Here is a 23,083-nt window from a genome sequence, read left to right on the forward strand (position 1 = left end):
CGTGGAAGGGCCCCCCGGCCACGGCGTGCGGACAGGCGCGGACCGTCTTTCAGCGGTCCCGCGCCCGCGCGCGGACTACGTCGGTGTGGTTACTTCTTGACTTCGATCTTGGTCAGGATCGGGTCGCCGTCCTGCGCGTAATCGACGTTCTGGACCTTCTCCGAGTAACCGGCGTTGACCTTGTAGTACCAGAGCGGGATGGAGGGCATGTAGTTCACCAGCTCCTTCTCGATCTTCTGGTAGGCCGCGACGGACGCGTCGAGGGAAGCCGCGGAGTCGGCCTTCTTGATCTCCGCGTCAAGGCCCTTGTTCGAGAAGTCACCCTGGTTGCCGGCTGCGCCGGTACGGAACAGGTCCGAGATGAAGTTCGCGTTCACCGGGTAGTCGAGCACCCAGCCGGAGCGGTAGAGGGACTTGACCTCCTTGGCGTCACGCGCGTTCGTGTCGGCCTGGAAGTCGGCCTTCGAGTCGGTGGTGCAGTTCACACCGGTGGACTGCTTGATGCTGTTGCAGACCGCCTCGACCCATTCCTTGTGGCCGCCGTCGGCGTTGAACTGGATCGAGATCTTGTTGCCAGGAACGCCGCCGCCTTCCTTGATGAGCTTCTTGGCCTTCGCCGGGTCGTACTTGGTGACGTCGCCCGCGGCGTCCTTCTGGTAGCCGAGAACACCCTGTGCGACCCAGCCGGTGGCCGGCTCGCGCGTGCCCTGGAGCACGGTCTTGGTGATCGTGTCGCGGTCGATGCCCATCGACAGGCCCTGGAGGACCTTCGGGTCGATGTTCTTGAACTGCTTGGTGTAGAAGGCGACAGCGATCGTCTGGATCGACGAGTACGGCTTGTCCACCGCGCGGTCACCGAGGTCGGAACGGTAGACCGGGAGGTCCTTCGGGCCGATCTGACGCAGGACGTCGACGTTGCCCGACTTCAGGTCCTCGTAGGCGGTTTCGAGGGTGGTGTAGTTCTTGAAGATCACACCACCGTTCTTCGCCTTGTCGGCACCCTTGTAGTCGTCGTTGCGGACGACCTTGATCTGCTTCTTGTGGTCCCAGCTGACGAACTTGTACGCGCCGTTGCCGACCGGCTTCTCGCCGGCGGCCTTCGGGTCCGCGTAGAAGGACTCGGGCAGCGGGGAGAAGACCGTGTAGCCGAGCTTGTACGAGAAGTACGGCAGCGGCGAGTTCAGCTCGATGGTGAACGTGTAGTCGTCCACCTTCTTCAGACCGGACATGGCGTCCGACTTCGGCTTGGCCTTGGCGTCCTCGGGGTGGACGTCGGAGAAGCCCTTGATGTCGCCGAACCAGGACGCGTTGGTCTGGTTGTTCTTGATGTTGGCGGCCCAGTTCCAGGCCTTGATGTACGACTCGGCCGTGACCGGGGTCCCGTCGTGGAACTTCCAGTCCTTCTTGAGCTTGACCGTCCAGAGCTTGCTGTCCTTGGTGTCGACAGACTCGGCGTTGATCATCTCAAGCTTGCCGGACGGGTCGTAGTCGACCAGCTGCGAGAAGATCGAGTCGGTGACGATGCTGCCGTTCGACTCCATCGTGTTGGCCGGCTGCAGCGGGTTCTGCGGCTCACCGACCTCGACGGAGAAGATGCCGTCAGCGTTGACAGCTCCCTTGGAGCCGCCCTTCCCCTTGTCGGCGTCGTCGTCCCCGCCGCCGCAAGCGGTCGCAGCCAGGGCGATGATGGCCGCTCCCGCGACCCACTTGGCGCTCTTGGCACCACGCATGGGTTCCTCCTCATGAGTCCACTTTTGACTACAAGAAGGGCACTGGATTGATACACCGACACCCCTGACGGTGATCGTTTCAGTGCCCTGAGTGTGCTCGTGAGTCGGCACTCCCCACAGTGCGTGACCCATTGACCCGAGCTCAATGGAGCCAACTATTAAGTACGACTGGGCTGTAAACCACACTTAAAGGGTCTCGTTTTGACAACATCCCCGGGCCGCGTGGATCAAAATACGGACAAAATGACCCCAGACAGACACACCCGAAACGGACTGTTAACACATGTTCCGGAGAGCGACGCCCGATATCCGGACGGATGGTCCACAAAATCGGGTTGACCTCGCGGCCCCGTCGGCCCGTCCCCGCACCCGGCGAATCACGGAGTTACGGCGCGGCCGGCCGGCGGTCTGAAGCGGACTCCGGCCCGCCGGTTACCGATGGTTCCAGCGTAAGCCAATAGGCGGGCGGGCATGGCTTGTTCACGTCCGTCACGGGCCCGTGCGGCGGTCGTGCCGTGTTCGTGCAGTGGGCGTGCGTGCGGCCACCGCCGGGCCGCCGCACTGCGGTCATGGCAAAGGGGCCCGGCACCGCGTGGTGAGCGGTGCCGGGCCCCTCCAGGGTGCCGTGAGGGCCTGCCCTTGAGCCGTGCCCCTGTGCCGCGCCCGGCGGGTCTCCGGGCGGGCGGCGGGGTCGGGGTCAGCGCTTGGCGCGCGACGCGGAGCGGCCGCGCTCCTTCTGGTCCAGGACGACCTTGCGGATACGCACGGTCTCCGGGGTCACCTCGATGCACTCGTCGTCGCGGCAGAACTCCAGGGACTGCTCCAGCGACAGCTTGCGGGCGGGCACCACGTTCTCCGTGGTGTCCGCGGAAGCCGCACGCATGTTGGTGAGCTTCTTCTCCTTGGTGATGTTCACGTCCATGTCGTCGGAGCGCGAGTTCTCACCGATGATCATGCCCTCGTAGACCTCCGTGGTGGCCTCCGTGAAGATGACACCGCGTTCCTGGAGGTTGACCATCGCGAACGGCGTCACGACGCCCGCACGGTCCGCGACCAGCGAGCCGTTGTGACGGGTACGCAGGTCACCGAACCACGGCTCGTGCCCCTCGAAGAGGGAGTGCGCGATGCCGGTGCCGCGGGTCTGGGTCAGGAACTCCGTACGGAAGCCGATGAGGCCACGGGACGGGACGATCCACTCCATGCGGACCCAGCCCGAACCGTGGTTCGTCATCGTCTCCATGCGGCCCTTGCGGGTCGCCATGAGCTGCGTGATCGCGCCGAGGTGCTCCTCCGGCGAGTCGATGGTCATGCGCTCGATGGGCTCGTACGTCTTGCCCTCGACCTGCTTGGTGACGACCTGCGGCTTGCCGACCGTCAGCTCGAAGCCCTCGCGGCGCATGGTCTCGATGAGGATCGCCAGCGCGAGCTCACCACGGCCCTGGACCTCCCAGGCGTCGGGGCGCTCGGTGTCCAGGACGCGCAGCGAGACGTTACCGACCAGCTCGCGGTCCAGGCGGTCCTTGATCTGACGGGCGGTGACCTTGTGGCCCTTGCCGCCCTTGCCGACCAGCGGCGAGGTGTTCGCACCGATGGTCATCGAGATGGCGGGCTCGTCGACCGTGATGAGCGGCAGCGCGATCGGGTTCTCGGGGTCGGCCAGGGTCTCGCCGATCATGATGTCCGGGATACCGGCGATCGCGCAGATGTCGCCGGGACCGGCCTTCTCCGCGGGCTTGCGGGTGAGCGCCTCTGTCATCAGCAGCTCGGTGATGCGCACGTTGGACATCGTGCCGTCGCGCTTGATCCACGCGACGGTCTGGCCCTTGCGCAGCTCGCCCTGCTCGACACGGCAGAGCGCGATACGGCCGAGGAAGTTGTCGGCGTCCAGGTTGGTGACGTGGGCCTGGAGGGGGGCCTCGTCGTCGTACTCCGGGGCCGGGACCGCCGAGAGGATGGTGCTGAAGAACGGCTCCAGGCTGTCGCTGTCCGGCGGGACGGAACCGTCCTCCGGCTTGGTCAGCGAGGCGACGCCGTCACGGGCGCAGGCGTAGACGATCGGGAACTCGATCTGGTCCTCGTCGGCGTCCAGGTCCAGGAAGAGGTCGTACGTCTCGTCGATGACCTCGGCGATCCGGGAGTCCGGGCGGTCCGTCTTGTTGATGCAGAGGATCACCGGCAGCTTGGCCGTCAGGGCCTTGCGGAGCACGAAGCGGGTCTGCGGGAGCGGGCCCTCCGACGCGTCGACCAGCAGGACGACCGCGTCCACCATCGACAGGCCGCGCTCGACCTCGCCACCGAAGTCGGCGTGGCCGGGGGTGTCGATGATGTTGATGGTGATGACGTCGCCGCCATCCTTGGGGTGGTACTTCACGGCCGTGTTCTTGGCCAGGATCGTGATGCCCTTCTCACGCTCCAGGTCGTTCGAGTCCATCATGCGTTCGTCGAGGTTCTCGGCGGCGTGCGCGGCGAAGGCGCCGGCCTGCCTGAGCATGGCGTCGACCAGCGTGGTCTTGCCGTGGTCGACGTGGGCGACGATGGCTACGTTACGGATGTCGTGGCGCGTGGGCATGGGTGGCTTGCGCTTCTCTCGGATCGGGGATTCAGGCGTCTTAGTCGGTCTTGAGTCCTCGTACGCCCGCCGGGCGGACGCGCCACGGCTAGTCCCATGGTACGGGCCCGATGCGTCCCGGGCTTCCCGGGCAAGTCATACCGGCCATGGAGGGGCCCGGCGCCTCGCCGGAGAGCCCGCGTCCGCTTCGTGTTTCCGCCCCCGTGATCAGGCGTTCCGGCGGTTTTCACCGGGGCCGTGAAGACGGCCTCCGGGGCGGACTCGGATGGGGACGGGGAGCGGAAGCCGGCCCGGCGGCCTCAGAGGTGGGGCTCCGAGGCCGCGGTTCCGAGGGGGAGCTCGGAGTGCTGCCTGCGCGCCGCGGCCTTCGGGGTTGGGGCCCCGGGAACCGGGAGGCGGAGCGGCTGCCCGGGTCAGCGGGTGCACACAGCCTTGCCCGCCGGCAGGCCGGCGGGCAAGGGAATTGAGCCAGTTCTGAGCTTTGGAACCCTGCGCTGACCTGCTATTTCCTGGGAGCGGCGGGGGCGCCGGCCGCCTGCGGCTTCTTGAAGCCGATGTCCTGGTAGTGGGGCACCCCGAAACCGAAGGCGCCGACGTTGACCAGCTTCTTGTCGGTCGCGACGAGCTGCGGACGCTGGTAGAGCGGAATCGATCCCGCCGCGGCCCAGATCCGGGCGTCGGCCTGCTTCATCAGCTTCGTGGCCGCGCTCTCGTCGAGTTCCCCGGCCGCCTGGTCGAAGAGCTGGTCGATGTGGTCGGAGCCGACCCGGGTGTAGTTCTGCTCGACGAGCAGCGAGCCGTCGGTGGCCGGTACCGGCTTGGCGAAGATCGGGCGGTCGTCGGTGGCCGGAAAGGCGGTCGCGGGCCAGGAGTAGAGCGCCAGGTCGTAGTCACCAGAGGCGACGTGGTCTTGGAAGTAGCTCTCGTCCGAGACCTTGGTGATCTCGGTACGGATGCCGATCGTGTCGAGCATCGCCGCGATCTTGTCCCCGACGCTGCGCAGCGACTCGGAGCCCGGCCCCGAGGGCAGGACGAACCTCAGGGACAGCGGCTTGCCGTTCTTGCCGAGCGGGCCGCGGGGCGCGTCGGGCGCCTGGGCCGGCGCCGCGGTGCCGACCGGTGCGTAGGCTCCGGCGGCGCCACCGGGCTGCCGGTCCTGGGCGGCGATCCGGCCCGGGGCGTCCTCGGAGGTGCCCGTCTCGCCCAGGCGTCCGGCCTGGCGCAGCAGCGCGGCGCTCTGCACGGCGGCGGCGGGGGCCGGGGCGATGACGCGGGTGACGGCGCCCTCGGCCTCACCGGGCTTGCTGTCGTCGCCGACGATGTAGAGGCCGTCGTCCTTGGCGGGCTCGCGGCCGGCGGCGTCGTCCTTCTTGCCGTCGTCGGTCTTGCCGCCGTCCTTCTTGTCTTCGGTGGCCTTCTTGTCTTCGGTGGCCTTCTTGTCCTCCGCGGCCTTCTTGTCGCTCTCGGCCTTCTTGTCCGTCTGCTTCTCGCCCTCGCTGCCCGCCTTGGTGCCGTCCGTCTTCCTGAGGGCGCCCTCCTGCGTCCAGCCCGCGTCGGCCAGCAGCGCCTGGGCCTCCTTGGTGTCCTGGCCGCCGAGCGCGCCGCTGCTGTCCTTGTAACCGGGCTGTCCGGCCAGGGCCAGGTGGCTGCCGAGCGGGGTCGCGGGCAGGCCGAGGGGCTTGAGCACGGTGTCGACGAGCTGCTGGCGGTCCAGGGCGCGGGCCACCGCCCGGCGTACCCGGTCGTCCGCGAGCGGCCCGGTCTCGCCGTTCAGGGCCAGCTGGGTGTAGGCGGGTTCCAGGGACTTGCGGACCACATAGCCGCGCAGGTCGTTCTGCTCGGTGGCGTACGCCTCGGCCGCCCGCGCCTGTTCGTCCCTGGCCGCCTGCGCCTCCGCGGCCGCGTCCTCGTCGGAGCCGTGCGCCAGTGCCCAGGACCGCAGGGCCGCGGCCGGGGTGGTCCCGGAGCCGGGGCCGTGGGCGGGCGGCCCGCTGTCGCCGGCGCCGCGGGCGGCCTGGGCGATGCGGTGGGCCGCCGCCGGGTCGATGTCCGCGACGTCGATCCTTCCCTCGGTGAGCGCCTCGGTGCGGTCCTGCGGCTTGACCGCCTTGAAGACCAGCGAGTCGAGTTTGGCGGGGCTGCCCCACCAGCGCGGGTTCCGGGCCAGCGTGACGGAGCCCGTCTCCTTGTCCACGTCGCGCAGCCGGAAGGGTCCCGCGGTCGCCTTGATCGTGGACCGCGCCCCGTCGTTGAAGGCGTCCGGGGAGCCCGTCACCTGCTTCGGGTACAGCGGCGAGAAGAGGGAGCGCCAGTCCGCGTACGGCTTGGCGAAGGTGACCTTGACCTCCAGGTCGTCGGCGCCGCGCTCGATCTTCTCGATGCGCTCGTAGCCGGCGTTGCGGGCCGTCCAGAACGCGGAGTCCTTGCCGCTCAGCGCCCGCCACTGCGCGACGAAGTCCGGTGCCCCGATCTCCCGGCCGTCGCTCCAGACCGCCTGCTGGTTGAGCCGGTAGAGCACCACCTGCCGGGGCTCGTTCTCGACGACCTTCGCGGATTCCAGGTAGTCCGGGTTCAGCTGCGGCCGGCCCTTGGCGTCCAGCGGGAAGAGCGTCGGCAGGAGGGCGCCGGTGATCCGGCCGGTGGCGCTGTCGGCGTCCGCCTGGAAGGCGTTGAGGGTGGCGGGCATCGCGTCGATCGCCCAGTTGACCGTGCCGCCGTCCGCGACCTGGGTGCGGGCCGCGGGCGCGACGTCCTGCGGGACCACGGAGGTGGGCGCCTCCTCCGTGCCGGAGCTGCAGCCGGCCAGCACGGGGAGCGTGAGCACCCCCGTGGTGAGGAGCGCGAGCGAGCGGCGCTTTCGGGCTGACCCGCGCGGGACGCCGACGTGGGACATGGCTGATACCTCCGGGGACGGCCCGGACCACCCGTAACCGAATGGGCCGGATTATGCGCTTTTGGTGGCATTTGCAGTTGATCACACTGGTTTCGTCCATCCACTGAAAGCGTCCACGCGCGAGGGGCGCCGCAGACACGGCGCAGCCGGCCCGAACCTCACCCGTGCGGCGGAACCGGACACTGACTGGAATCCGCCATTCCAGGGGCCGGGAGACACGGGCGGCCCCATCTATAAGCATGCTCATGACAATTGACGGTCGCGGAACTGACACCGAGGTCCCCGCCGGGAGCCGGCGGCGGGACCCGTCGCTCTGAGGGGCCCCGCCGCGCGGGAGGTCAGCCCAGGAGCTTGATGATGGCGTCGGTGGTGTCGGTCTCGCCGAGGCGCGGGAAGATCCGCTCGACGCTGTTGTCGTGGGCCTCGGCGCTCATGTCGGTCACCGCGTCCGTGGCGACGGTGACGTGGTAGCCGTGCTCGTACGCCGAGCGGGCGGTGGACTCGACGCCGATGCTCGTCGCGATCCCGGCCACCACGACCTGGGTCACGCCGCGACGGCGCAGCTGGAGGTCGAGGTCGGTGCCGTAGAAGGCGCCCCAGGTCAGCTTGGTGACGACGATGTCGCCGTCCTGCGGGCCGAGCTCGGGGACGATGTCGGCCCAGTCGGCGGCGGGCTGACCGGAGCGGGCGGGGCCCTCGGTGCGGCCGGGGGCGCCACCGGTGACGCGGACCAGGACGACCGGGAGGCCCTTGGCCCGGAACGCGTCGGCGAGGGTCGCGGCGCGCCCGACGACATCGGCGCTGGGGTGGGCGGTGGGCAGACCGGTGATGCCCTTCTGGAGGTCGACGACGACCAGCGCGGTCTTCGGGTCGAGTGTGGTGGCGCTCATGGTGGTGCTCCTTGCTGAGTGGTGCGGAACGGTTGTCAGGTACGGCCGCGCAGCGCGCGGTCGGTGACGGTGAGAACGATGAGGAGGACGCCCAGCACGGCGGCGACGCCGGCCATCAGGTGCAGGCCCCGGTCGCCGGCGGACTGGCCGTACGCGAGGGCGATGAGGCTGGACGCGGTGATGGCCCCGATGTACTGGGCGGTGCGCTGGAGGCCTGCGGCGGAACCGATGGACTCGGCGGGGGCGTAGGCCTGCACGGCGGCCTGGTTGCTCGTACCGATCAGGCCCTGCGGGATGCCGAAGCAGGCCCCGGCGAGCAGCAGCACGGCGAGCGGGGTGTCCCCGGAGAGGAACAGCAGCAGGCCCGCCCCGGCGGTGAGCAGTACGCAGGCCAGGGTGAGCGGACCGCGAATGCCCTTCGTGCGGGCGCCGAGCAGTGAGCAGACGAGCGCGGCGACGGACATCGGCAGCATCAGCAGACCGGTGTGCCCGGACGAATAGCCACGGGCTTCCTCAAGCCACTGGGTGTACCCGTACATCACGCAGTAGATCAGCAGGTAGCTGACTCCGTGCCGCAGGTACGTCCGCGAGAGGGCGGCGTTTCCCGCCAGCATCCGCAGGTCGATGAAGGGGTTGGCCCGTCGCAGCTGCCACCGCACCAGCGCGGCGCCGAGCACCGCGAACGGCGCGAGGAGCCACCACATCGGGTGGTCGAGGTCGAGCAGGAAGAAGACGAGCACGGTCAGGGCGCCGGTGAAGAGCCCGATGCCGAGCGGGTCCAGGCCGAGCCGTGGCGTACTGCCTTCGGCGGCCCGTCGGCGCGGCGGGTCGGCCGGGATCCAGAGCAGGGCGGCACCGAAGGCGATGAGCGCGACGGGCACGTTGACGGCGAAGATGCCGCGCCAGCCGACGACCATGACGAGCAGCCCGCCGAGCGTGGGCCCGACGGCCGCGCTGCCGAGCGCCGCGAAGGAGAGCCGGGCCAGGACGGAGCGCGGGGCGGCCCGGCCGATCCGGGCGGATTCGTCGCGCAGCACCGCCATGGCGGCCGGATAGGCGGCCGACGTACCGATGCCGAGCAGCAGCCGGGACACGATCAGCCAGCCGAAGCCCGGCGCCACCGTCCCGACCAGGCCCGACGCGATGACGACGAGCAGCCCGGCGAGGAAGACGCGGCGGGGGCCGATCACGTCGGCGAGTTTGCCCAGTACGGGCTGGGCCACGGCGCTCGCGAGATACAGGACCGAGATCAGCCACGCGGTATCGGCCGCGCCGATGTCGAAGTGGTGCCCGATCGAGACCAGGGCCGTGGAGATCATGGTGGTGTTGAGCGGGTTGAGCAGCGAGCCGATCAGCAGCGGGGCGGTGAGCCGGCCACTGAACCCGGGCACGTCGCCCCTGACCGGCGCCGGCTTCTCCTGTCCGGGTGCGGGTGTGGGTGCGAGTGCGTGTGCGGGTGCCGGGGCCTGTGGTGCCTGGGGTATCGCCGGGACGGGGTCGCGGCCGGTCATGAACCGACCAGGCGGTCGAGGAGGGCCGTCGCCTCGGCCACGGTGCGGCGCTCGGCCCCGTCGAGTTCGGCGGCGATGGCCTCGGCGAGCCAGTTGCGCTTGGCGACCCGCACCTGGGCGAGCGTCGTGCGTCCGTCACCGGTGATCGACATGACCGACTTGCGCCCGTCGTCCGGATCGGGCGCCCGCTCGACGAGCCCCTGCTCCTCCAGCGCGCCCAGGGTGAGCCGCATGGACTGCGGGCGTACGAACTCGGCGCGGGCCAGTGCGGCCGTGGTGGCCGGACCACCGTCCTCCAGCCGGGCCAGCACCGAGCGCTGGGTCGGCGTGAGCAGGCTCTCGGACGACGAGGAACGCAGCCGCCGCAGCAGTCTCCCGACAACGCCCGCGAGGTCATTCGCGACCTGCTCGGCCGTGGGGTCGACGGGCGTGGTTGTGGGCGATCGCGTCATGCGCCCACCGTAAAGATGTACAGGCCATCTTGCAAGGTTGCCTGTCGATTGCCGGATGGCCTTGCTCCCGTCCGGCCCCGCGATCTAGGGTGAATGCGCTTTCAAAAGGCGTATGCCGAGATGTGTCGGCACGGAGAAAAAGCGGACGGACGGTCGAGTGAGCGCCCCAACGGTGTACGACGTCGCCGAGCGGTCGGGCGTCTCCATTGCCACGGTTTCACGGGTCTACCGCACCCCCGATTCGGTGCGCGCCCAGACGCGTGAGCGGGTCCTGGAGGCGGCGCGCGAGCTCGGCTACGTACCGAGCGGGAACGCCCGGGGCCTGGCCAGCCGCACCACCGGTGTGCTCGGGCTCTGCTTTCCCGACTACGCCGACCCGGACGCCGAGGCCGACGCCGAGGCGGACAGCGACGCCGACGACGCGGTGATGCTCTACTCCGACCAGATCATCCGCGGCATGGAGCGGGCCGCGCGGCGGCACGGGTACGCCCTGCTGATCGCGGCATCGCTGGAGGGCGGACCGGAGAGCCTGGTCGCGAAGGTCGCGGGACGGGTCGACGGCTTCGCCGTCCTGGCGCAGACCGTGCCGACCGAGGACCTTGAGGTGATATCGCGCCGGCTGCCGGTGGTGATGCTCGCCGGCCCCCGCGAGATCGACCACCTCGACCACATCGTCGTCGCCAACGCCGACGGCGAACGCGAACTGACACGCCACCTGATCGAGGACCACGGACTGCGCCGGCTCGCCTTCATCGCCGGTGACACCGACTCCCCCGACGCCGAGGCGCGCTTCCGCGGCTTCGGGGAGGCGTGCCGGGACGCCGGGCTCCCGGTGCCGGAGGCGCCGAGCGTACGGACGACGATGATGACGCAGGCCGAGGGCGCGGGGGCCGCGGAACAGCTGCTGGACGCGGGCGGGCAGCGGCCGGAGGCGATGCTCTTCGCCAACGACCAGATGGCGGTGGGCGCCCTGCGCGCACTGGCCAGGCGTGGCGTGCGGGTGCCGGAGGACATGGCGGTGACCGGCTTCGACGGCATCCCGCTCAGCCGGATCGTCCAGCCGCCGCTGACGACGGTGCGCCAGCCGATCCGGCAACTCGGCGGGCAGGCGGTCGAGCTGCTGGTGCAGCGGCTGAACAACGCGGGCCGCGAACCGGTCTCGCTCACCCTCCCGGTCTCCCCGATCCGCCGCAGGAGCTGCGGCTGCGGCTGACCGGCACGGTGCGCGTGACACCCGCCGGCCGGCCCCCGCGCGCCGGCCACCTCATCTCTCGTCACCCCACGCGCAGAGCCCTCCCCCGGCTCACCCGCACACGCGTCACCGCCCCAGCCACTTCCCGAAGAACCGCGTGCGGGCCGCGCCGAGCGCCGCCGCCTCTTCGGCCAGCCCCGGATGCTCGAAGTGCCCCGCGCTCAGCACCAGCAGCTCCCGCTCCCCCGCCAGCGCGTTGTACACCGCGAACTGGCCGGGCGGCGGCACGGACGGGTCGAACAGCGCCGCGGCCACCAGCGTCGGCCGCTCCAGGAACCCCGCAGCCGTCGCGGCGTCGAAGTAGCTCAGCACCTCGGTGACCTCGGGATGCTCCCGGTGGTACCCCCGGACGGACTCCCCGCTCCCCGCGCACGGCAGCGCGAGCCGCAGCGGGTGGTTCCCGAACGTGGGGACCGTCAGCTGCGCGGCCCCGAAGCGGTCGTCCCACGGCAGGGCCAGCGCGCCGAGTCCTCCTCCGAAGCTCTCCCCGAGGTAGCCGAGCGGGCCCGTCCCCGCCAGTTCGGGGACCAGCTCCCGCAGTGCGGAGGCGGCGCACCACAGGTCCGCCACGCAGTCACCGATCACATACGTCTCGCGCGATTCGATGCCGTGCAGCACGTGCGCCACGGAGACGTCCGGGACACCCGCCACGAGGCCGCGCGACCCCATGCCCCGCACACAGGGCAGGATCGCGGCCGACCCCGGCAGGGGCAGCGGCACATCGGGCCCCGGCTCCTGCCTGCCGCCGTACCCGTGGCCGATGACGAACCCGTGCCGCACCGGCCCGTCCGCGGGCAGCGCCAGCCAGCCCCCCAGACGCACCCCGCCGACCGAGGTGAACGTCACTCCGTGGATCCGGACACCGTCGCGTTCGCTCTCCACCGGCCCGATCTCCGGGGCCGTGGCGACCCCGCGAGCCGCCTCGTGCCGGGCTCGCCAGAAATCCGCGAAGTCGTCCGGCGCGGAGGGTGCGGGGATGGCCAGCAGGTCGTCGAGCGTGCGCCCGTACGACGGATCAAAAGGGAATTCGTGGACGAATGAAGGCATGGCCACGACAATATCGCCTCCCGTTCGGCTCGCTACGGGCCACCGGTGACCGGACTTCCCAATCGTGCGTAATCGGTCACATCCCTCTCTTTTTCACAAACAGCACACTTACCGTTCCAAGTTGAACATTCAGACGTCCAATACGTTGCAGGAGTGTGACCTAGAACCCTCTTGCGGATTCCTGAATCTCTGCCGCAGAGTGATGTATGCGCTTACAGGCAGCGCATACATTCGGATTGCTCAAGGAGGAGCCCTCCATGCCCCGCATCGCCAGAACCGCCTCCACCGGTATCGGTATCGCCGTCGTGCTCGCTCTCGGTCTGACCGCGTGCGGCAGTTCCGGTGGCGACGATGTCGCCGCGGACAAGAAGCAGACGCTCACTGTCTGGGCCATGGGGGCCGAGGGCGAGAAGCTCGCGGATGTGGCCAAGGTCTACGAGAAGGCCAACCCGAACATCACCGTGAAGGTGACCCCGGTCGGCTGGGACGTCGCGCACCAGAAGCTCGTCTCCGCGGCCGCCGCCGGCAGCATGCCGGACGTGGCTCAGATGGGCGGCAGCTACATGGGCGAGTTCTCCGAGCTCGGTGTCCTGGAGCCGGTCGACACCAAGACCTTCCAGGAGAAGGACTTCTTCCCGGCCGGCTGGAAGCAGGGCGAGGTGGACGACCAGGCGTACGGCGTGCCGTGGTACGTCGACACCCGCGTCCTCTACTACCGCACCGACCTGGCCAAGAAGGCCGGCATCACCAAAGCTCCGACCGACTGGAAGGAGATGCAGGACCTCGCCACCGCCTACCAGAAGAAGGCGGGCACCAAGTGGGGCCTGTCCATCCAGCCCAGCGGACTGGACACGGTGCAGAACTTCTACTCCTTCCTGTACTCGGCCGGCGGCGAGATAGTCAACGACAAGGGCGATGTCGTCATCGACAGCCCCGCGGCCGTCAAGGCGCTCAAGGAGTACGGCTCGTACTTCTCCAAGGGGCTCTCCAACAAGTCCGTACAGCCCGGCTACGACGTGGTGAAGGACTTCGGCAACGGCCGTGTCCCGATGTTCTTCGGCGGCCCCTGGCACGTCACCCTGCTGAACGAGGGCCAGCCGCAGCTCAAGGGCAAGTGGGCGGTGGCCAACGTCCCCGCCGACAAGTCCTCCGTCTCGATGGCCGGCGGCTCCTCCCTGGTGATCTCCAAGGACAGCGAGCACAAGGCCGCCGCCACCCAGTTCATCAAGTACCTGACGGACACCAAGGGCCAGGCCGACTGGTACAAGCGCACCAAGGACCTGCCGGCCAACACCGCCGCCTGGACCTCCGGTGACCTCGCCAACGACGCCGATCTGCAGATCTTCAAGAAGCAGATGGACACCGCCAAGTCCTCCCCGTCGCTGTCCAACTGGACCGAGGTCACCGACAAGGTCGACCAGGCCATCGCGAAGGTGACCCAGGGCAAGGCGTCCGCCGAGGACGCGCTGAAGACCGCGCAGTCCCAGATCGAAGGCCTCGTGAAGTAGGAGCCATGAGCACCACGACCGGAAAGGCCGCAGAGTCGGCCAAGGTGCAGGCCGGACCGGGGACCGCGAAGTCCCCGGCCGCCGGGCCCAAGGGTTCGCGAAGCCGCAGGAAGCCCTCGCTGGGTATGCAGAACATGGCCGGCTGGCTGTTCTCCACTCCCTTCCTGGTTCTCTTCCTCGTCTTCATGGCCGTCCCGATCATCGCCACCCTGGTGATGAGCTTCACGGACTTCGGGCTGCGCAACGTGACGCACCCGCTGGACGCGAACTTCATCGGATTCGAGAACTACACCAAGCTGTTCAGTGACGAGAAGTTCCTCAAGTCGCTGTTCAACACGGCGTACTTCGTGGTCATCGGCGTACCGCTGACGATCTTCCTCGGACTGGTCGTCGCCGTACTGCTGAACAACGGCATCGACCGGGCCCGGACCTTCTTCCGCGTCGGCTTCTACGCCCCGGTCGTCACCACCATCGTCGCCGTCGCCGTCGTCTGGCGCTTCGTGCTCGATCCGAGCGACGGTCTCGTGGCGGGTCTCTTCTCCGAAGTGGGCCTCACCGCTCCGGACTTCCTGGGCTCCGAGAAGCTCGCCATGCCGTCGATGATCGCGATGGCGGTCTGGCGCAACGTCGGCACGGTCATGGTGCTCTTCATCGCAGGTCTGCAGGCCATTCCCACCGAGGTGAGGGAAGCCGCACGACTGGACGGTGCCAGCATCTGGCAGGAGTTCAGGGGGATCACCATCCCCCTGCTGCGGCCCACGATGCTCTACGCCACCGTGATCACCACGATCGGCTACCTCAATGTCTTCGAGGAGCCCTTCGTGATGACGCAGGGCGGGCCCTCCGACTCGACGCTCACCGTCTCGCTGAACATGTACCGCGAGGGCTTCAACTTCTTCCACATGGGCTATGCGAGCGCCATGGCGTATGTCCTCTTCGTAGTGATCATGGGCATCACGGTGCTGCAGCTCCGACTGCTGAAGGACAACACGAAATGAGCGCCACCAATGCACCGGGCGCCGTCTCGACGGCGCCGCCGAAGAAGCCCGGAAGCGCCGAGCGGAAGGCAGGCGGCAGGGAGCCGAGGTCCCTGAAGCGGATCTTCGTCTACGTCCTGCTGTCGCTCGGTCTGCTGATCATGTCGGCGCCGTTCCTGTGGATGGCTCTGTCCTCGTTCAAGACGACCAGCGAACTGACCGCGAGCCCGCCGGTCTGGATCCCGACCGAATGGACCCTGGACAACTTCCGGGACCTGCTCGACAAGCTCGATCTGCCGCTGTACTTCATGAACTCGGTGATCGTGGCGGTGCTGGTCACCGTCTCGAACCTGGTCTTCTGCTCGATGCTCGGGTACGCCCTGGCCAAGCTGAAGTTCGCGGGCCGCAACAAGATCTTCGGTCTGGTTCTCGGCGCCCTCATGGTGCCCGGCAACCTGATGCTGCTGCCGCTCTTCGTCCTGATGAGCAAGCTGCAGCTGATCGACTCGTACGCCGGGCTGGTGCTGCCCTTCGCGGCCGGCGCCTTCGGGGTCTTCCTGATGCGGCAGTTCATGCAGTCGATCCCGGACGAGCTGCTGGAAGCGGCCCGGATGGACGGCGCCGGCGAGTGGTACATCTTCTGGCGCATCGTGATGCCGCTGGTGAAGCCCGCCCTGGCGACGCTTTCGATCTTCACGTTCCTCGGCTCCTGGAACAACTTCGTCTGGCCGCTCATCGCGACGAACGACCCCGACAAATACACCCTTCCGGTCGCCCTGGCCACCTTCGCCACCGACCCGAACAAGGCGGGTGGCTCCAACGGCATGCTGATGGCCGGTTCCTTCCTGATCGTGCTGCCGGTCCTGGTCGTGTTCATCGCGCTCCAGCGGCACTTCACGCAGGGCATCGCCACCGCCGGCATGAAGTAGCCCGCCCCCGGGGGCGGCCCCGACCCGCCCCCGGCCGCCCCTCCCATACGTAAGCGGCCCGCACCCCACACACCCGCGGCCGCCCCCTCACCGCACCAGAAGGACAGTTCGCGATGACTCACACCCAGATCCCGTTCCCCGAAAACTTCCTGTGGGGCGCCTCCACGGCCGCCCACCAGATCGAGGGCAACAACACCAACAGCGACTGGTGGGTCAAGGAGCACACCGCGGGCACCCACATCCAGGAGCCCAGCCTGGACGCCTGCGACAGCTACCACCGCTGGCACGAGGACATGGACGTGCTGGCCGGACTGGGCTTCACCGACTACCGGTTCTCCATCGAGTGGGCCCGTATCGAGCCCGCCGAGGGGCAGTTCTCCCGGGCCGAGATCGCCCACTACCGCCGTATGGTCGAGGGCGCCATCGAGCGCGGGCTGCGCCCCATGATCACCCTGCACCACTTCACCGTGCCGCAGTGGTTCGAGGCACGCGGCGGTTTCACCGCCGAGGGCGCGACGGAGCTGTTCGCCCGCTACGTCGCCGCCTGCGCACCCGTCATCAGCGAGGGTGTCAGCCACGTCTGCACCATCAACGAGCCGAACATGATCGCCGTGATGGCGGGCCAGGCCAAGCGCGGCGACATCGGCTTCCCGCCCGCCGGGCTGCCGACCCCCGACGACGAGACCACCCAGGCCGTCATCGCCGCCCACCACGCGGCCGTCAAGGAGGTCAAGGCGATCAACGCCGACATCCAGGTCGGCTGGACCATCGCCAACCAGGTCTACCAGGCGCTCCCCGGCGCCGAAGAGGTCACCGCGGCCTACCGCCACCCCCGCGAGGACATCTTCATCGAGGCCGCCCGCGGCGACGACTGGATCGGGGTGCAGTCCTACACCCGGACCAAGATCGGCACGGACGGGCCGATCCCCACCGCCGACGACGTGGAGCGCACCCTCACGCAGTGGGAGTACTACCCCTCCGCCGTGGGCCACGCGCTGCGCCACACCGCCGAGGTCGTCGGCCGCGACATGCCGCTGATCGTGACGGAGAACGGCATCGCGACCGACAGGGACAGCCGCCGGATCGACTACTACACCGGCGCCCTGAACGAGGTCGCGTCCGCCATCGAGGACGGACTGCGCGTCGAGGGCTACCTCGCGTGGAGCGCCCTGGACAACTACGAGTGGGGCTCCTACGCGCCGACCTTCGGCCTCATCGGCTGGAACCCGGAAACCTTCGAGCGGCTGCCGAAGCCCTCCGCCGCCTGGCTGGGCGAGATGGGCCGCACCCGCACGCTGCCGCGCATCGCCGACTGACGTCGGCCCTCAGACCGGGAGCCTCCTGACGGCCCCCCACCGTGCGGGGTCCGGCGTCACCTGACGGTCGCCGGACCCCGCACCGGTACTCCCGGCGCGACCCCGGCCCCACAGCCGGGGCCTCGCCGGCAGCCACATCCGGACACCGCGCCACAGGCGCAGCACCACCCCCGGGCGGCTCTTCGGCGCCGCATCGAGCACGCCACGAAATCCCCCATCCCCCTTCTGCCAACGGGAGCTGGACCTTCATGGACCGTCGCACGTTTCTCACCACCACCGGGACCGGGGCTGCCGCTCTGTCCCTCGGGGTCGCGCCCATGTCCCCGGCGCGTGCCGTTCCCACCACTCGGTCCGCGCCTCCGGCGGACGCCGCTCACCTTGTTCATGCCTTTGATACACCGCTGCTGCTGCGCTGGTTCCGCGATACGTATCACTCGATCGAGGCAATGACGACCGGTCTGGGTCTCGCCGTCGACAAGATCGACGTGAGCGGTCCGGGCGGCCCCGTCCAGTCGCGCCAGACCTCGCCCACCAATATCGGCTGCGGCCTGTGGTCGACCGTCGCCGCCGGCGGGCTCGGGGTGATCAGCGACTCCACGATGCGGCGCAGGCTGGAGCGCACGGTCCGGTCCGTGGAGAAGCTGGAGCGTCATCACGGCTTCTGGCTCAACTGGTACGACGCACACGACGGTTCGGTACTGACCGAGTGGCCCGGGACCGGCGACCCCGTCCGCCCGTTCCTCTCCTCCGTCGACAACGCCTGGCTGATCACCGGTCTGCGCATCGCCGCGGACGCCGCCCCCGCGCTGCGGTCCCGCATCGGCCGCATCCTGGCGGACGCCGACTGGTCGTACTATTACACCCCCTTCGATCCGGCCGACCCGGTCGCCGGACCCGGACAGCTGCGCGGCGGCTTCTGGACCGACACCGGGGAACCGACGGGCCATCACTACGGCGCGCTCAACACCGAGCCCCGGATGGCCAGCTACCTGGGGATCGCGGACGGAACACTGCCCGCCGACCACTACTGGCACCTGCTGCGCACCATGCTTCCCGGAAATGAGCAGGAGCAGCAGCCGCAGGGCAGCTACGTGGCGATGGACGGCATCCGCGTCTGGCAGGGCCACTACACGCACGGCGGCCGCAAGCTCGTCCCCACCTGGGGCGGGTCGATGTTCGAGGCGCTGATGGTTCCGCTGTTCGTGCCGGAGCCGGAGTGGTCACCGAAGTCGTGGGGCCTGACCCATCAACGGTACGTGCGGAGCCAGATCGAGCACGGCACGTCAGAGGCGGAGTACGGGTACTGGGGCTTCTCCCCCGCCAACATCCCCGAGGGCGGATACCAGGAGTACGGGGTCGACGCGCTCGGCATGCAGCTCGACGGCTACGCCTCCAACACGGACCGGACCCGCACCACGGACGGCGAGCCGCTGCCGCCTCCGTCGGCGTTCACCAACGGTGTCGTCACCCCGCATGCCTCGTTCCTCGCCCTGCCCTACGCACCGGCAGAGGCGGTGGCGAATCTGCGGGCCCTGGACCGCGATTTCGGTGCCTATCACGACGGCTACGGGTTCCGGGACTCCGTCAACGTCTCCACCGGACGGGTCAGCGACTACCAGCTCGCCCTCGACCAGGGCATGATCGCCGCGGCGCTGGCCCAGGCGATCCGCCCGGGACTCCTGCAGCGGCCGTTCCGGACCGGAGGATTCCGGTCTCGGGTACGGCCGCTGCTCGCCAAGGAGCGCTTCAGCATCTGAGCGCGGCGGCCGCCACCGCAGGGCAGGTCAGTGCCAGCCCTCCCGGTACGCCGCCCAGTCGCCGTCCCGTGCGGCGAAGTCGACGTAGAGCGCGACCCCGAACCGTTCCCGGCCGCGGTCCGTGCGCCCCAGCCCCAGCCTGGTGCCGCGGACCGCGGCCGCGACCGTCTCCGCCGAGGCGTGGTGCCCCAGGTCGTTCTCGTGGAAGAACGGCAGCCCCATCAGCAGGTCGGTGTCGCGCGGCGTCACTTCGAGGGCCAGCGAGGTCTGTTCGGCGACGTACCCGCCGAACAGGCCCTCCATCGGCATCCAGGTGTCGTACGACATGACGGCGATCTGGTCGACTCGGCGGGCCACCTGTCCGAAGTACTTCTGCGACCACCACTTTCCGCGGCCGGTGAGCGCGCCGAGGACGGTCTGCGCGGCGGGCAGCGGGTCGATCTGGTGGGCCGCCACGGACAGCGGCACCTCTCGCGCCCGGGTGAGGGCGCGCAGGTCGTCCAGGAGCGAGAGGTAGTCGGCGTCGCCGGAGTGCAGGGGTTCCAGGTCGAAGTGGACACCGTCGAAGCCCGCGTCCAGGATCTGCCGCGCCGATCCGACGACCGCGTCGCGCGACCCGGCGCGCTCCAGGTGCAGCCCCTGGCCGCCTTCGGACGCGAGTCTGTCGCCGAGCCAGGCCTGGACCCGGATGCCGGGCATGGTGCGGTGCACGGCCTCGATCAGCCAGTGCGCCCGGGGGTAGTCGGAGGCGGGCAGCGTGCCGCCGTGTTCCAGGGGCCCGGCGTGGACGTACAGGTCCTTGATGCCCGTCCCGTTGATCCGGGCGGCGAAGGCGGCGAGGTCGGCGTCCTTCTTCCGGCCGTCGACCCAGGCGTGGCCCAGCCAGATCGCGTCGCGGCCCCGGGTCCGGGTGCCGTCCCCCGGGTCACCGGTGAAGTTGAGCCGCAGGGCCACGCCCGCGGTGAGGACCGGTACCACGAGCACCAGGACCAGCCCCAGCGCGATCCGCCTCGGCCGGCTTCCGAGGAGCCGGGCCGCCCCCTTCCGTGCCGCCGCTGCCGCCCGCTTCATTCGCCCACGCACGTGCGCGCCCCCTGTGTTCCGGCTGTAGGTCCCGATCGGTGTACTCCGGCTGCACGAACACCGGGAGGTGAGCCTCGGCGGGCACTCCCGTACGAGAAGCAGGACGCACCAGCTCCCGGGGCCGTTCCCGGGCCGGCCGGACAGATCATGGGCCGGGTCGCGGTCCACCAGAGGTGGACATAGCCTCACAAACGTGACGCAGCCCGAGAGCCGAACCCGGACCCTCATACCGGGCCGGGCCCTGCTCGCCGTACTGATGACGGTGTGCTGGCTGGCCCTTCCCGCCGCGCTGACCGCCCGCGCCGACGATCCCGTCACACTGTCCCGGGACGGACAGATCACCGACCGGGTCGGCGCACTGGGGAACCGAAAAGGCCAGGTCGTCCCGGCGCTCGACCAGTTGTACGACGAGCGCCGCGTCCAGCTCTTCGTGGTGTACGTCCGTGACTTCTCCGGGCGGTCCGCGCAGAACTGGGCCGACGAGACGGCGGACCGCAACGGACTCGGCCGCGATGACGTCCTGCTCGCCGTCGCCACCCGCGACCGGCAGTACGCGTACTCGGTCGACCAGGACTCCCGCTTCACCGACGCCCAGCTCCAGGAGGTGGCGTCGACCGCCATCGAGCCGGCGCTCAAGGAGAACGACTGGGCGGGCGCCGCGATCGGGGCCGCCAACGGGTACTCCGCCGTCCTGGCCGGCGCGGCCGTACCCACACCGACGATCACCCCGGGCGCCGACGACCCGGGGGCGGGGAGCTCGGGCGGGACGAGCGCCGGGGACCTGGTCCTCCCGATCGTCGTCGTGGTCGCGGTACTGGCGGCCGCCGCATTCGCCTACACCCGCCGGAGGCGGCGTACGGCCACCCGCACGACGCCCGGCGCGACCGGCTGGGGACCGGGCGACCGGGGCCCGGCGGCGGAACCGCCCACTCCGCTGCCGGAGCTCGACGCCCGCGCCAAGGAGACGCTGGTCGCCACGGACGACGCGGTCCGCACCAGCGACGAAGAGCTCGGGTTCGCCACGGCCCAGTTCGGAGAAGAGGCCGCAGCCCCGTTCACCGAGGCCGTCGCCTACGCCAGGGGCGAACTCACGGCCGCGTTCCGCTTGCGCCAGCAGCTCGACGACGCCATTCCCGAGGACGACGCCACCCGGAGGCGGATGCTGGACGAGATCCTCAGCCGCTGCGCGGACGCCAACACCCGCCTGGACGCGGTCTCCGAGGACTTCGACCGGCTCCGGGCGCTCGAACGCAACGCCCCGCAGGCCCTCGCCGCGGCCGAGACCGCGTTCCGTTCGCTCGCGGGCCGGGTCTCCACGGCCGAGGCGGCCCTCACCTCCATGCGCGCCCGCTACGCGGAGTCGGCCTCGGCTCCCGTCGCGGGCGCTGTCGAACAGGCCAAGGACCGGCTCGTCTTCACCACCTCCTCGCTCAACCAGGCCCGGCAGGCGGTGGACGGCGGTGACAACGCGGCCGCCGCCGTATACGTACGGGCCGCCGAAGGCGCGGTCGGCCAGGCGGCCACCCTCGTCGACGCCGTCGACCGGCGCGCGGGGGAGATCGAAGAGGCCGCGGGCAGACTGCCGGCCGCGCTCACCGAGACGGAGACGGACCTGGCCGACGCGGGCGGGCTGCTGGAAGGAACCGCGGAGGGGGTTTCCACGGCGGACCTCCGAGGCCGGATCGCCCGCGCGACGGCGGTGATCCGTGACGTGCGGGAGGAGCTGGGGGCCGGTCCTTACGACCCGATCGAGGCGCTGCGCCGGGTGGAGGAGGCGGACGCGGCGCTGGACGAGTCACTGGCCGGCGCCCGCGAGCGGGAGCAGGGCAATCAGCGGGCGCGCTCCCTCCTCGACCAGACGATGCTCACCGCGCGTTCGGCGGTCGGCGCAGCCGCCGACTACATCAGCACCCATCGGGGCGCGGTCGGCAGCCAGGCGCGGACCCGTCTGGCGGAGGCACAGCGGAGGCTGGAGCGGGCCGGAGAGCTGGCCGGGACGGATGACGCACAGGGTGCGCTGGCCGAGGCGCACCGGGCGGACTCGCTGGCCGGGCAGGCACAGAACATGGCGGAACAGGACGTACGGGCATACGGGAACCGACATGGTCCGGGCGGTGTACAAGGAGTGGGCAGTGGGGGCGGTGGCATGGGCGGTGCGGTCCTCGGCGGGATCATCCTCGGCGGGCTCCTGGGAGGCGGCGGCCGGGGAGGCGGATTCGGGGGTGGCGGATTCGGCGGAGGGATGGGCGGAGGGGGGTTCGGCGGGGGCGGTGGGCCCGGCAGTTTCGGCGGCGGAGGCACCCGGGGCCGACGGGGCGGGGGCGGCCGGTTCTGACCGCGCCGCGTGTAGGCAGCACGGAAGAAGGCAGCCCGGGCATACCACGCCACTGGGCCCAGCAGCAGGGGGCGCAGCAGCACCGAGCGCAGCAGCACTGAACACACAGGAGAGGTGCCATGACCAAGCAGACCGTTCTCGGACGCGTCACCCAGCTGGCGAAGGCCAACATCAACGCGATCCTCGACCAGGCCGAGGATCCACAGAAGATGCTGGACCAGCTGATCCGCGACTACACGTCCAATATCTCGGAGGCCGAACAGGCCGTGGCAGCCACGATCGGCAATCTGCGGCTGATGGAGCAGGACCACCGGGAGGATGTCGACGCCGCCAGGGAGTGGGGCGAGAAGGCGCTCGCCGCCAGCCGCAAGGCGGATGAGCTGCGCGGGGGCGGATCGGCGGCCGATGCCGACAAGTTCGACAACCTGGCCAAGGTCGCGCTCGGCCGGCAGCTCCAGTCGGAGAAGGAGGCGAAGACGGCGCAGCCCACCATCGCCTCGCAGACGGAGGTGGTGGACAAGCTCAAGTCCGGGCTGGATCAGATGAAGGCCAAGCTGGCAGAGCTGAAGGCCAAGCGGGACGAGCTGGTCGCACGGGCCAAGTCCGCGCAGGCGCAGAACCAGATGATGGACTCCGTCAAGAACATCAATGTCCTCGACCCGACCAGTGAGATCAGCCGGTTCGAGGACAAGGTGCGGCGCGAGGAGGCGAAGGCGGTGGGCAAGCAGGAGCTTGCCGCGTCGTCGCTGGATGCCCAGTTCGAGCAGTTGGACTCACTGGGGGACAGCGCGGAGGTCGAGGCACGTCTCGCGGCTCTGAAGACGGCTTCGTGAG

General features: G+C 69.8%; 16 protein-coding genes. 8 read left to right on the forward strand and 8 right to left on the reverse strand.

The window, feature by feature from the left end:
- Positions 1–89: 89 nt before the first annotated feature.
- The 6 genes from ACIP89_RS14420 to ACIP89_RS14445 form a co-directional block, all read right to left on the reverse strand.
- On the reverse strand, positions 90–1,730 hold the full coding sequence (locus ACIP89_RS14420; RefSeq protein ID WP_401920849.1) for an ABC transporter substrate-binding protein: 1,641 nt from the start codon (positions 1,728–1,730) through the stop codon (positions 90–92).
- 697 nt (positions 1,731–2,427) lie between these two features.
- On the reverse strand, positions 2,428–4,299 hold the full coding sequence (gene typA / locus ACIP89_RS14425) for a translational GTPase TypA (RefSeq protein WP_401920850.1): 1,872 nt from the start codon (positions 4,297–4,299) through the stop codon (positions 2,428–2,430).
- Between the two features lie 502 nt (positions 4,300–4,801).
- The gene (locus ACIP89_RS14430; protein WP_402115067.1) at positions 4,802–7,192 is read right to left on the reverse strand and encodes an ABC transporter substrate-binding protein; all 2,391 of its coding nucleotides are present in this window, start codon (positions 7,190–7,192) and stop codon (positions 4,802–4,804) included.
- A 338-nt stretch (positions 7,193–7,530) separates the two neighbouring features.
- Positions 7,531–8,082 (reverse strand): isochorismatase family protein, encoded by a 552-nt coding sequence (locus tag ACIP89_RS14435; RefSeq protein WP_402115069.1) that lies wholly within the window; start codon positions 8,080–8,082, stop codon positions 7,531–7,533.
- A gap of 35 nt (positions 8,083–8,117) precedes the next feature.
- Complete coding sequence (locus ACIP89_RS14440; RefSeq protein ID WP_402115070.1) at positions 8,118–9,593, reverse strand: MFS transporter; 1,476 nt, start codon at positions 9,591–9,593, stop codon at positions 8,118–8,120.
- A complete protein-coding gene (locus ACIP89_RS14445) occupies positions 9,590–10,045 on the reverse strand; it encodes a MarR family winged helix-turn-helix transcriptional regulator (RefSeq protein WP_401920856.1) in 456 nt (151 codons plus the stop codon). Before ACIP89_RS14445 ends, ACIP89_RS14440 begins: the two co-directional genes overlap by 4 nt.
- A 157-nt stretch (positions 10,046–10,202) precedes the next feature.
- Between ACIP89_RS14445 and ACIP89_RS14450 the strand changes: the two genes are divergently transcribed.
- Positions 10,203–11,258, forward strand: a complete 1,056-nt coding sequence (locus tag ACIP89_RS14450) for a LacI family DNA-binding transcriptional regulator (protein WP_402115073.1) — start codon at positions 10,203–10,205, stop codon at positions 11,256–11,258.
- 105 nt (positions 11,259–11,363) lie between these two features.
- Here ACIP89_RS14450 and ACIP89_RS14455 read toward each other — a convergent pair whose 3' ends face one another.
- Positions 11,364–12,344, reverse strand: a complete 981-nt coding sequence (locus tag ACIP89_RS14455) for an acetylxylan esterase (RefSeq protein ID WP_402115075.1) — start codon at positions 12,342–12,344, stop codon at positions 11,364–11,366.
- 257 nt (positions 12,345–12,601) lie between these two features.
- Between ACIP89_RS14455 and ACIP89_RS14460 the strand changes: the two genes are divergently transcribed.
- The 5 genes from ACIP89_RS14460 to ACIP89_RS14480 all read left to right on the forward strand — a co-directional run bounded on the left by ACIP89_RS14460 (position 12,602) and on the right by ACIP89_RS14480 (position 18,831).
- Positions 12,602–13,852 carry a sugar ABC transporter substrate-binding protein gene (locus tag ACIP89_RS14460; RefSeq protein ID WP_401920860.1) on the forward strand — a complete coding sequence of 417 codons (1,251 nt, stop codon included), beginning with the start codon at positions 12,602–12,604 and terminating at the stop codon, positions 13,850–13,852.
- Positions 13,853–13,857: 5 nt separating this feature from the next.
- Positions 13,858–14,850, forward strand: a complete 993-nt coding sequence (locus ACIP89_RS14465) for a carbohydrate ABC transporter permease (RefSeq protein WP_401920861.1) — start codon at positions 13,858–13,860, stop codon at positions 14,848–14,850.
- The gene (locus tag ACIP89_RS14470; RefSeq protein WP_401920862.1) at positions 14,847–15,758 is read left to right on the forward strand and encodes a carbohydrate ABC transporter permease; all 912 of its coding nucleotides are present in this window, start codon (positions 14,847–14,849) and stop codon (positions 15,756–15,758) included. Before ACIP89_RS14465 ends, ACIP89_RS14470 begins: the two co-directional genes overlap by 4 nt.
- Before the next feature lie 113 nt (positions 15,759–15,871).
- Positions 15,872–17,074, forward strand: a complete 1,203-nt coding sequence (locus tag ACIP89_RS14475; protein ID WP_402115077.1) for a glycoside hydrolase family 1 protein — start codon at positions 15,872–15,874, stop codon at positions 17,072–17,074.
- Between the two features lie 248 nt (positions 17,075–17,322).
- Complete coding sequence (locus ACIP89_RS14480) at positions 17,323–18,831, forward strand: glucoamylase family protein (protein ID WP_402115078.1); 1,509 nt, start codon at positions 17,323–17,325, stop codon at positions 18,829–18,831.
- Between the two features lie 27 nt (positions 18,832–18,858).
- Here ACIP89_RS14480 and ACIP89_RS14485 read toward each other — a convergent pair whose 3' ends face one another.
- A complete protein-coding gene (locus ACIP89_RS14485; RefSeq protein WP_402115081.1) occupies positions 18,859–19,902 on the reverse strand; it encodes a hypothetical protein in 1,044 nt (347 codons plus the stop codon).
- A gap of 268 nt (positions 19,903–20,170) precedes the next feature.
- Here ACIP89_RS14485 and ACIP89_RS14490 point away from each other — a divergent pair, with 268 nt between their 5' ends.
- On the forward strand, positions 20,171–22,249 hold the full coding sequence (locus tag ACIP89_RS14490; RefSeq protein ID WP_402115217.1) for a TPM domain-containing protein: 2,079 nt from the start codon (positions 20,171–20,173) through the stop codon (positions 22,247–22,249).
- A gap of 119 nt (positions 22,250–22,368) precedes the next feature.
- Positions 22,369–23,082, forward strand: a complete 714-nt coding sequence (locus ACIP89_RS14495; protein ID WP_401929522.1) for a PspA/IM30 family protein — start codon at positions 22,369–22,371, stop codon at positions 23,080–23,082.
- Position 23,083 lies beyond the last annotated feature (1 nt).

It is taken from the genome of Streptomyces sp. NPDC088730, assembly GCF_044751215.1.
Classification (GTDB): domain Bacteria; phylum Actinomycetota; class Actinomycetes; order Streptomycetales; family Streptomycetaceae; genus Streptomyces.

Bases quoted from the DNA above. Each gene is read 5' to 3' on its own strand.
- typA (WP_401920850.1), bottom strand. From the start codon at position 4,299: ATGCCCACGCGCCACGACATCCGTAACGTAGCCATCGTCGCCCACGTC.
- ACIP89_RS14455 (WP_402115075.1), bottom strand. From the start codon at position 12,344: ATGCCTTCATTCGTCCACGAATTCCCTTTTGATCCGTCGTACGGGCGC.
- ACIP89_RS14430 (WP_402115067.1), bottom strand. From the start codon at position 7,192: ATGTCCCACGTCGGCGTCCCGCGCGGGTCAGCCCGAAAGCGCCGCTCG.
- ACIP89_RS14485 (WP_402115081.1), bottom strand. From the start codon at position 19,902: ATGAAGCGGGCGGCAGCGGCGGCACGGAAGGGGGCGGCCCGGCTCCTC.
- ACIP89_RS14420 (WP_401920849.1), bottom strand. From the start codon at position 1,730: ATGCGTGGTGCCAAGAGCGCCAAGTGGGTCGCGGGAGCGGCCATCATC.
- ACIP89_RS14470 (WP_401920862.1), top strand. From the start codon at position 14,847: ATGAGCGCCACCAATGCACCGGGCGCCGTCTCGACGGCGCCGCCGAAG.
- ACIP89_RS14465 (WP_401920861.1), top strand. From the start codon at position 13,858: ATGAGCACCACGACCGGAAAGGCCGCAGAGTCGGCCAAGGTGCAGGCC.
- ACIP89_RS14435 (WP_402115069.1), bottom strand. From the start codon at position 8,082: ATGAGCGCCACCACACTCGACCCGAAGACCGCGCTGGTCGTCGTCGAC.
- ACIP89_RS14440 (WP_402115070.1), bottom strand. From the start codon at position 9,593: ATGACCGGCCGCGACCCCGTCCCGGCGATACCCCAGGCACCACAGGCC.
- ACIP89_RS14480 (WP_402115078.1), top strand. From the start codon at position 17,323: ATGGACCGTCGCACGTTTCTCACCACCACCGGGACCGGGGCTGCCGCT.
- ACIP89_RS14445 (WP_401920856.1), bottom strand. From the start codon at position 10,045: ATGACGCGATCGCCCACAACCACGCCCGTCGACCCCACGGCCGAGCAG.
- ACIP89_RS14460 (WP_401920860.1), top strand. From the start codon at position 12,602: ATGCCCCGCATCGCCAGAACCGCCTCCACCGGTATCGGTATCGCCGTC.
- ACIP89_RS14490 (WP_402115217.1), top strand. From the start codon at position 20,171: ATGACGGTGTGCTGGCTGGCCCTTCCCGCCGCGCTGACCGCCCGCGCC.
- ACIP89_RS14475 (WP_402115077.1), top strand. From the start codon at position 15,872: ATGACTCACACCCAGATCCCGTTCCCCGAAAACTTCCTGTGGGGCGCC.
- ACIP89_RS14495 (WP_401929522.1), top strand. From the start codon at position 22,369: ATGACCAAGCAGACCGTTCTCGGACGCGTCACCCAGCTGGCGAAGGCC.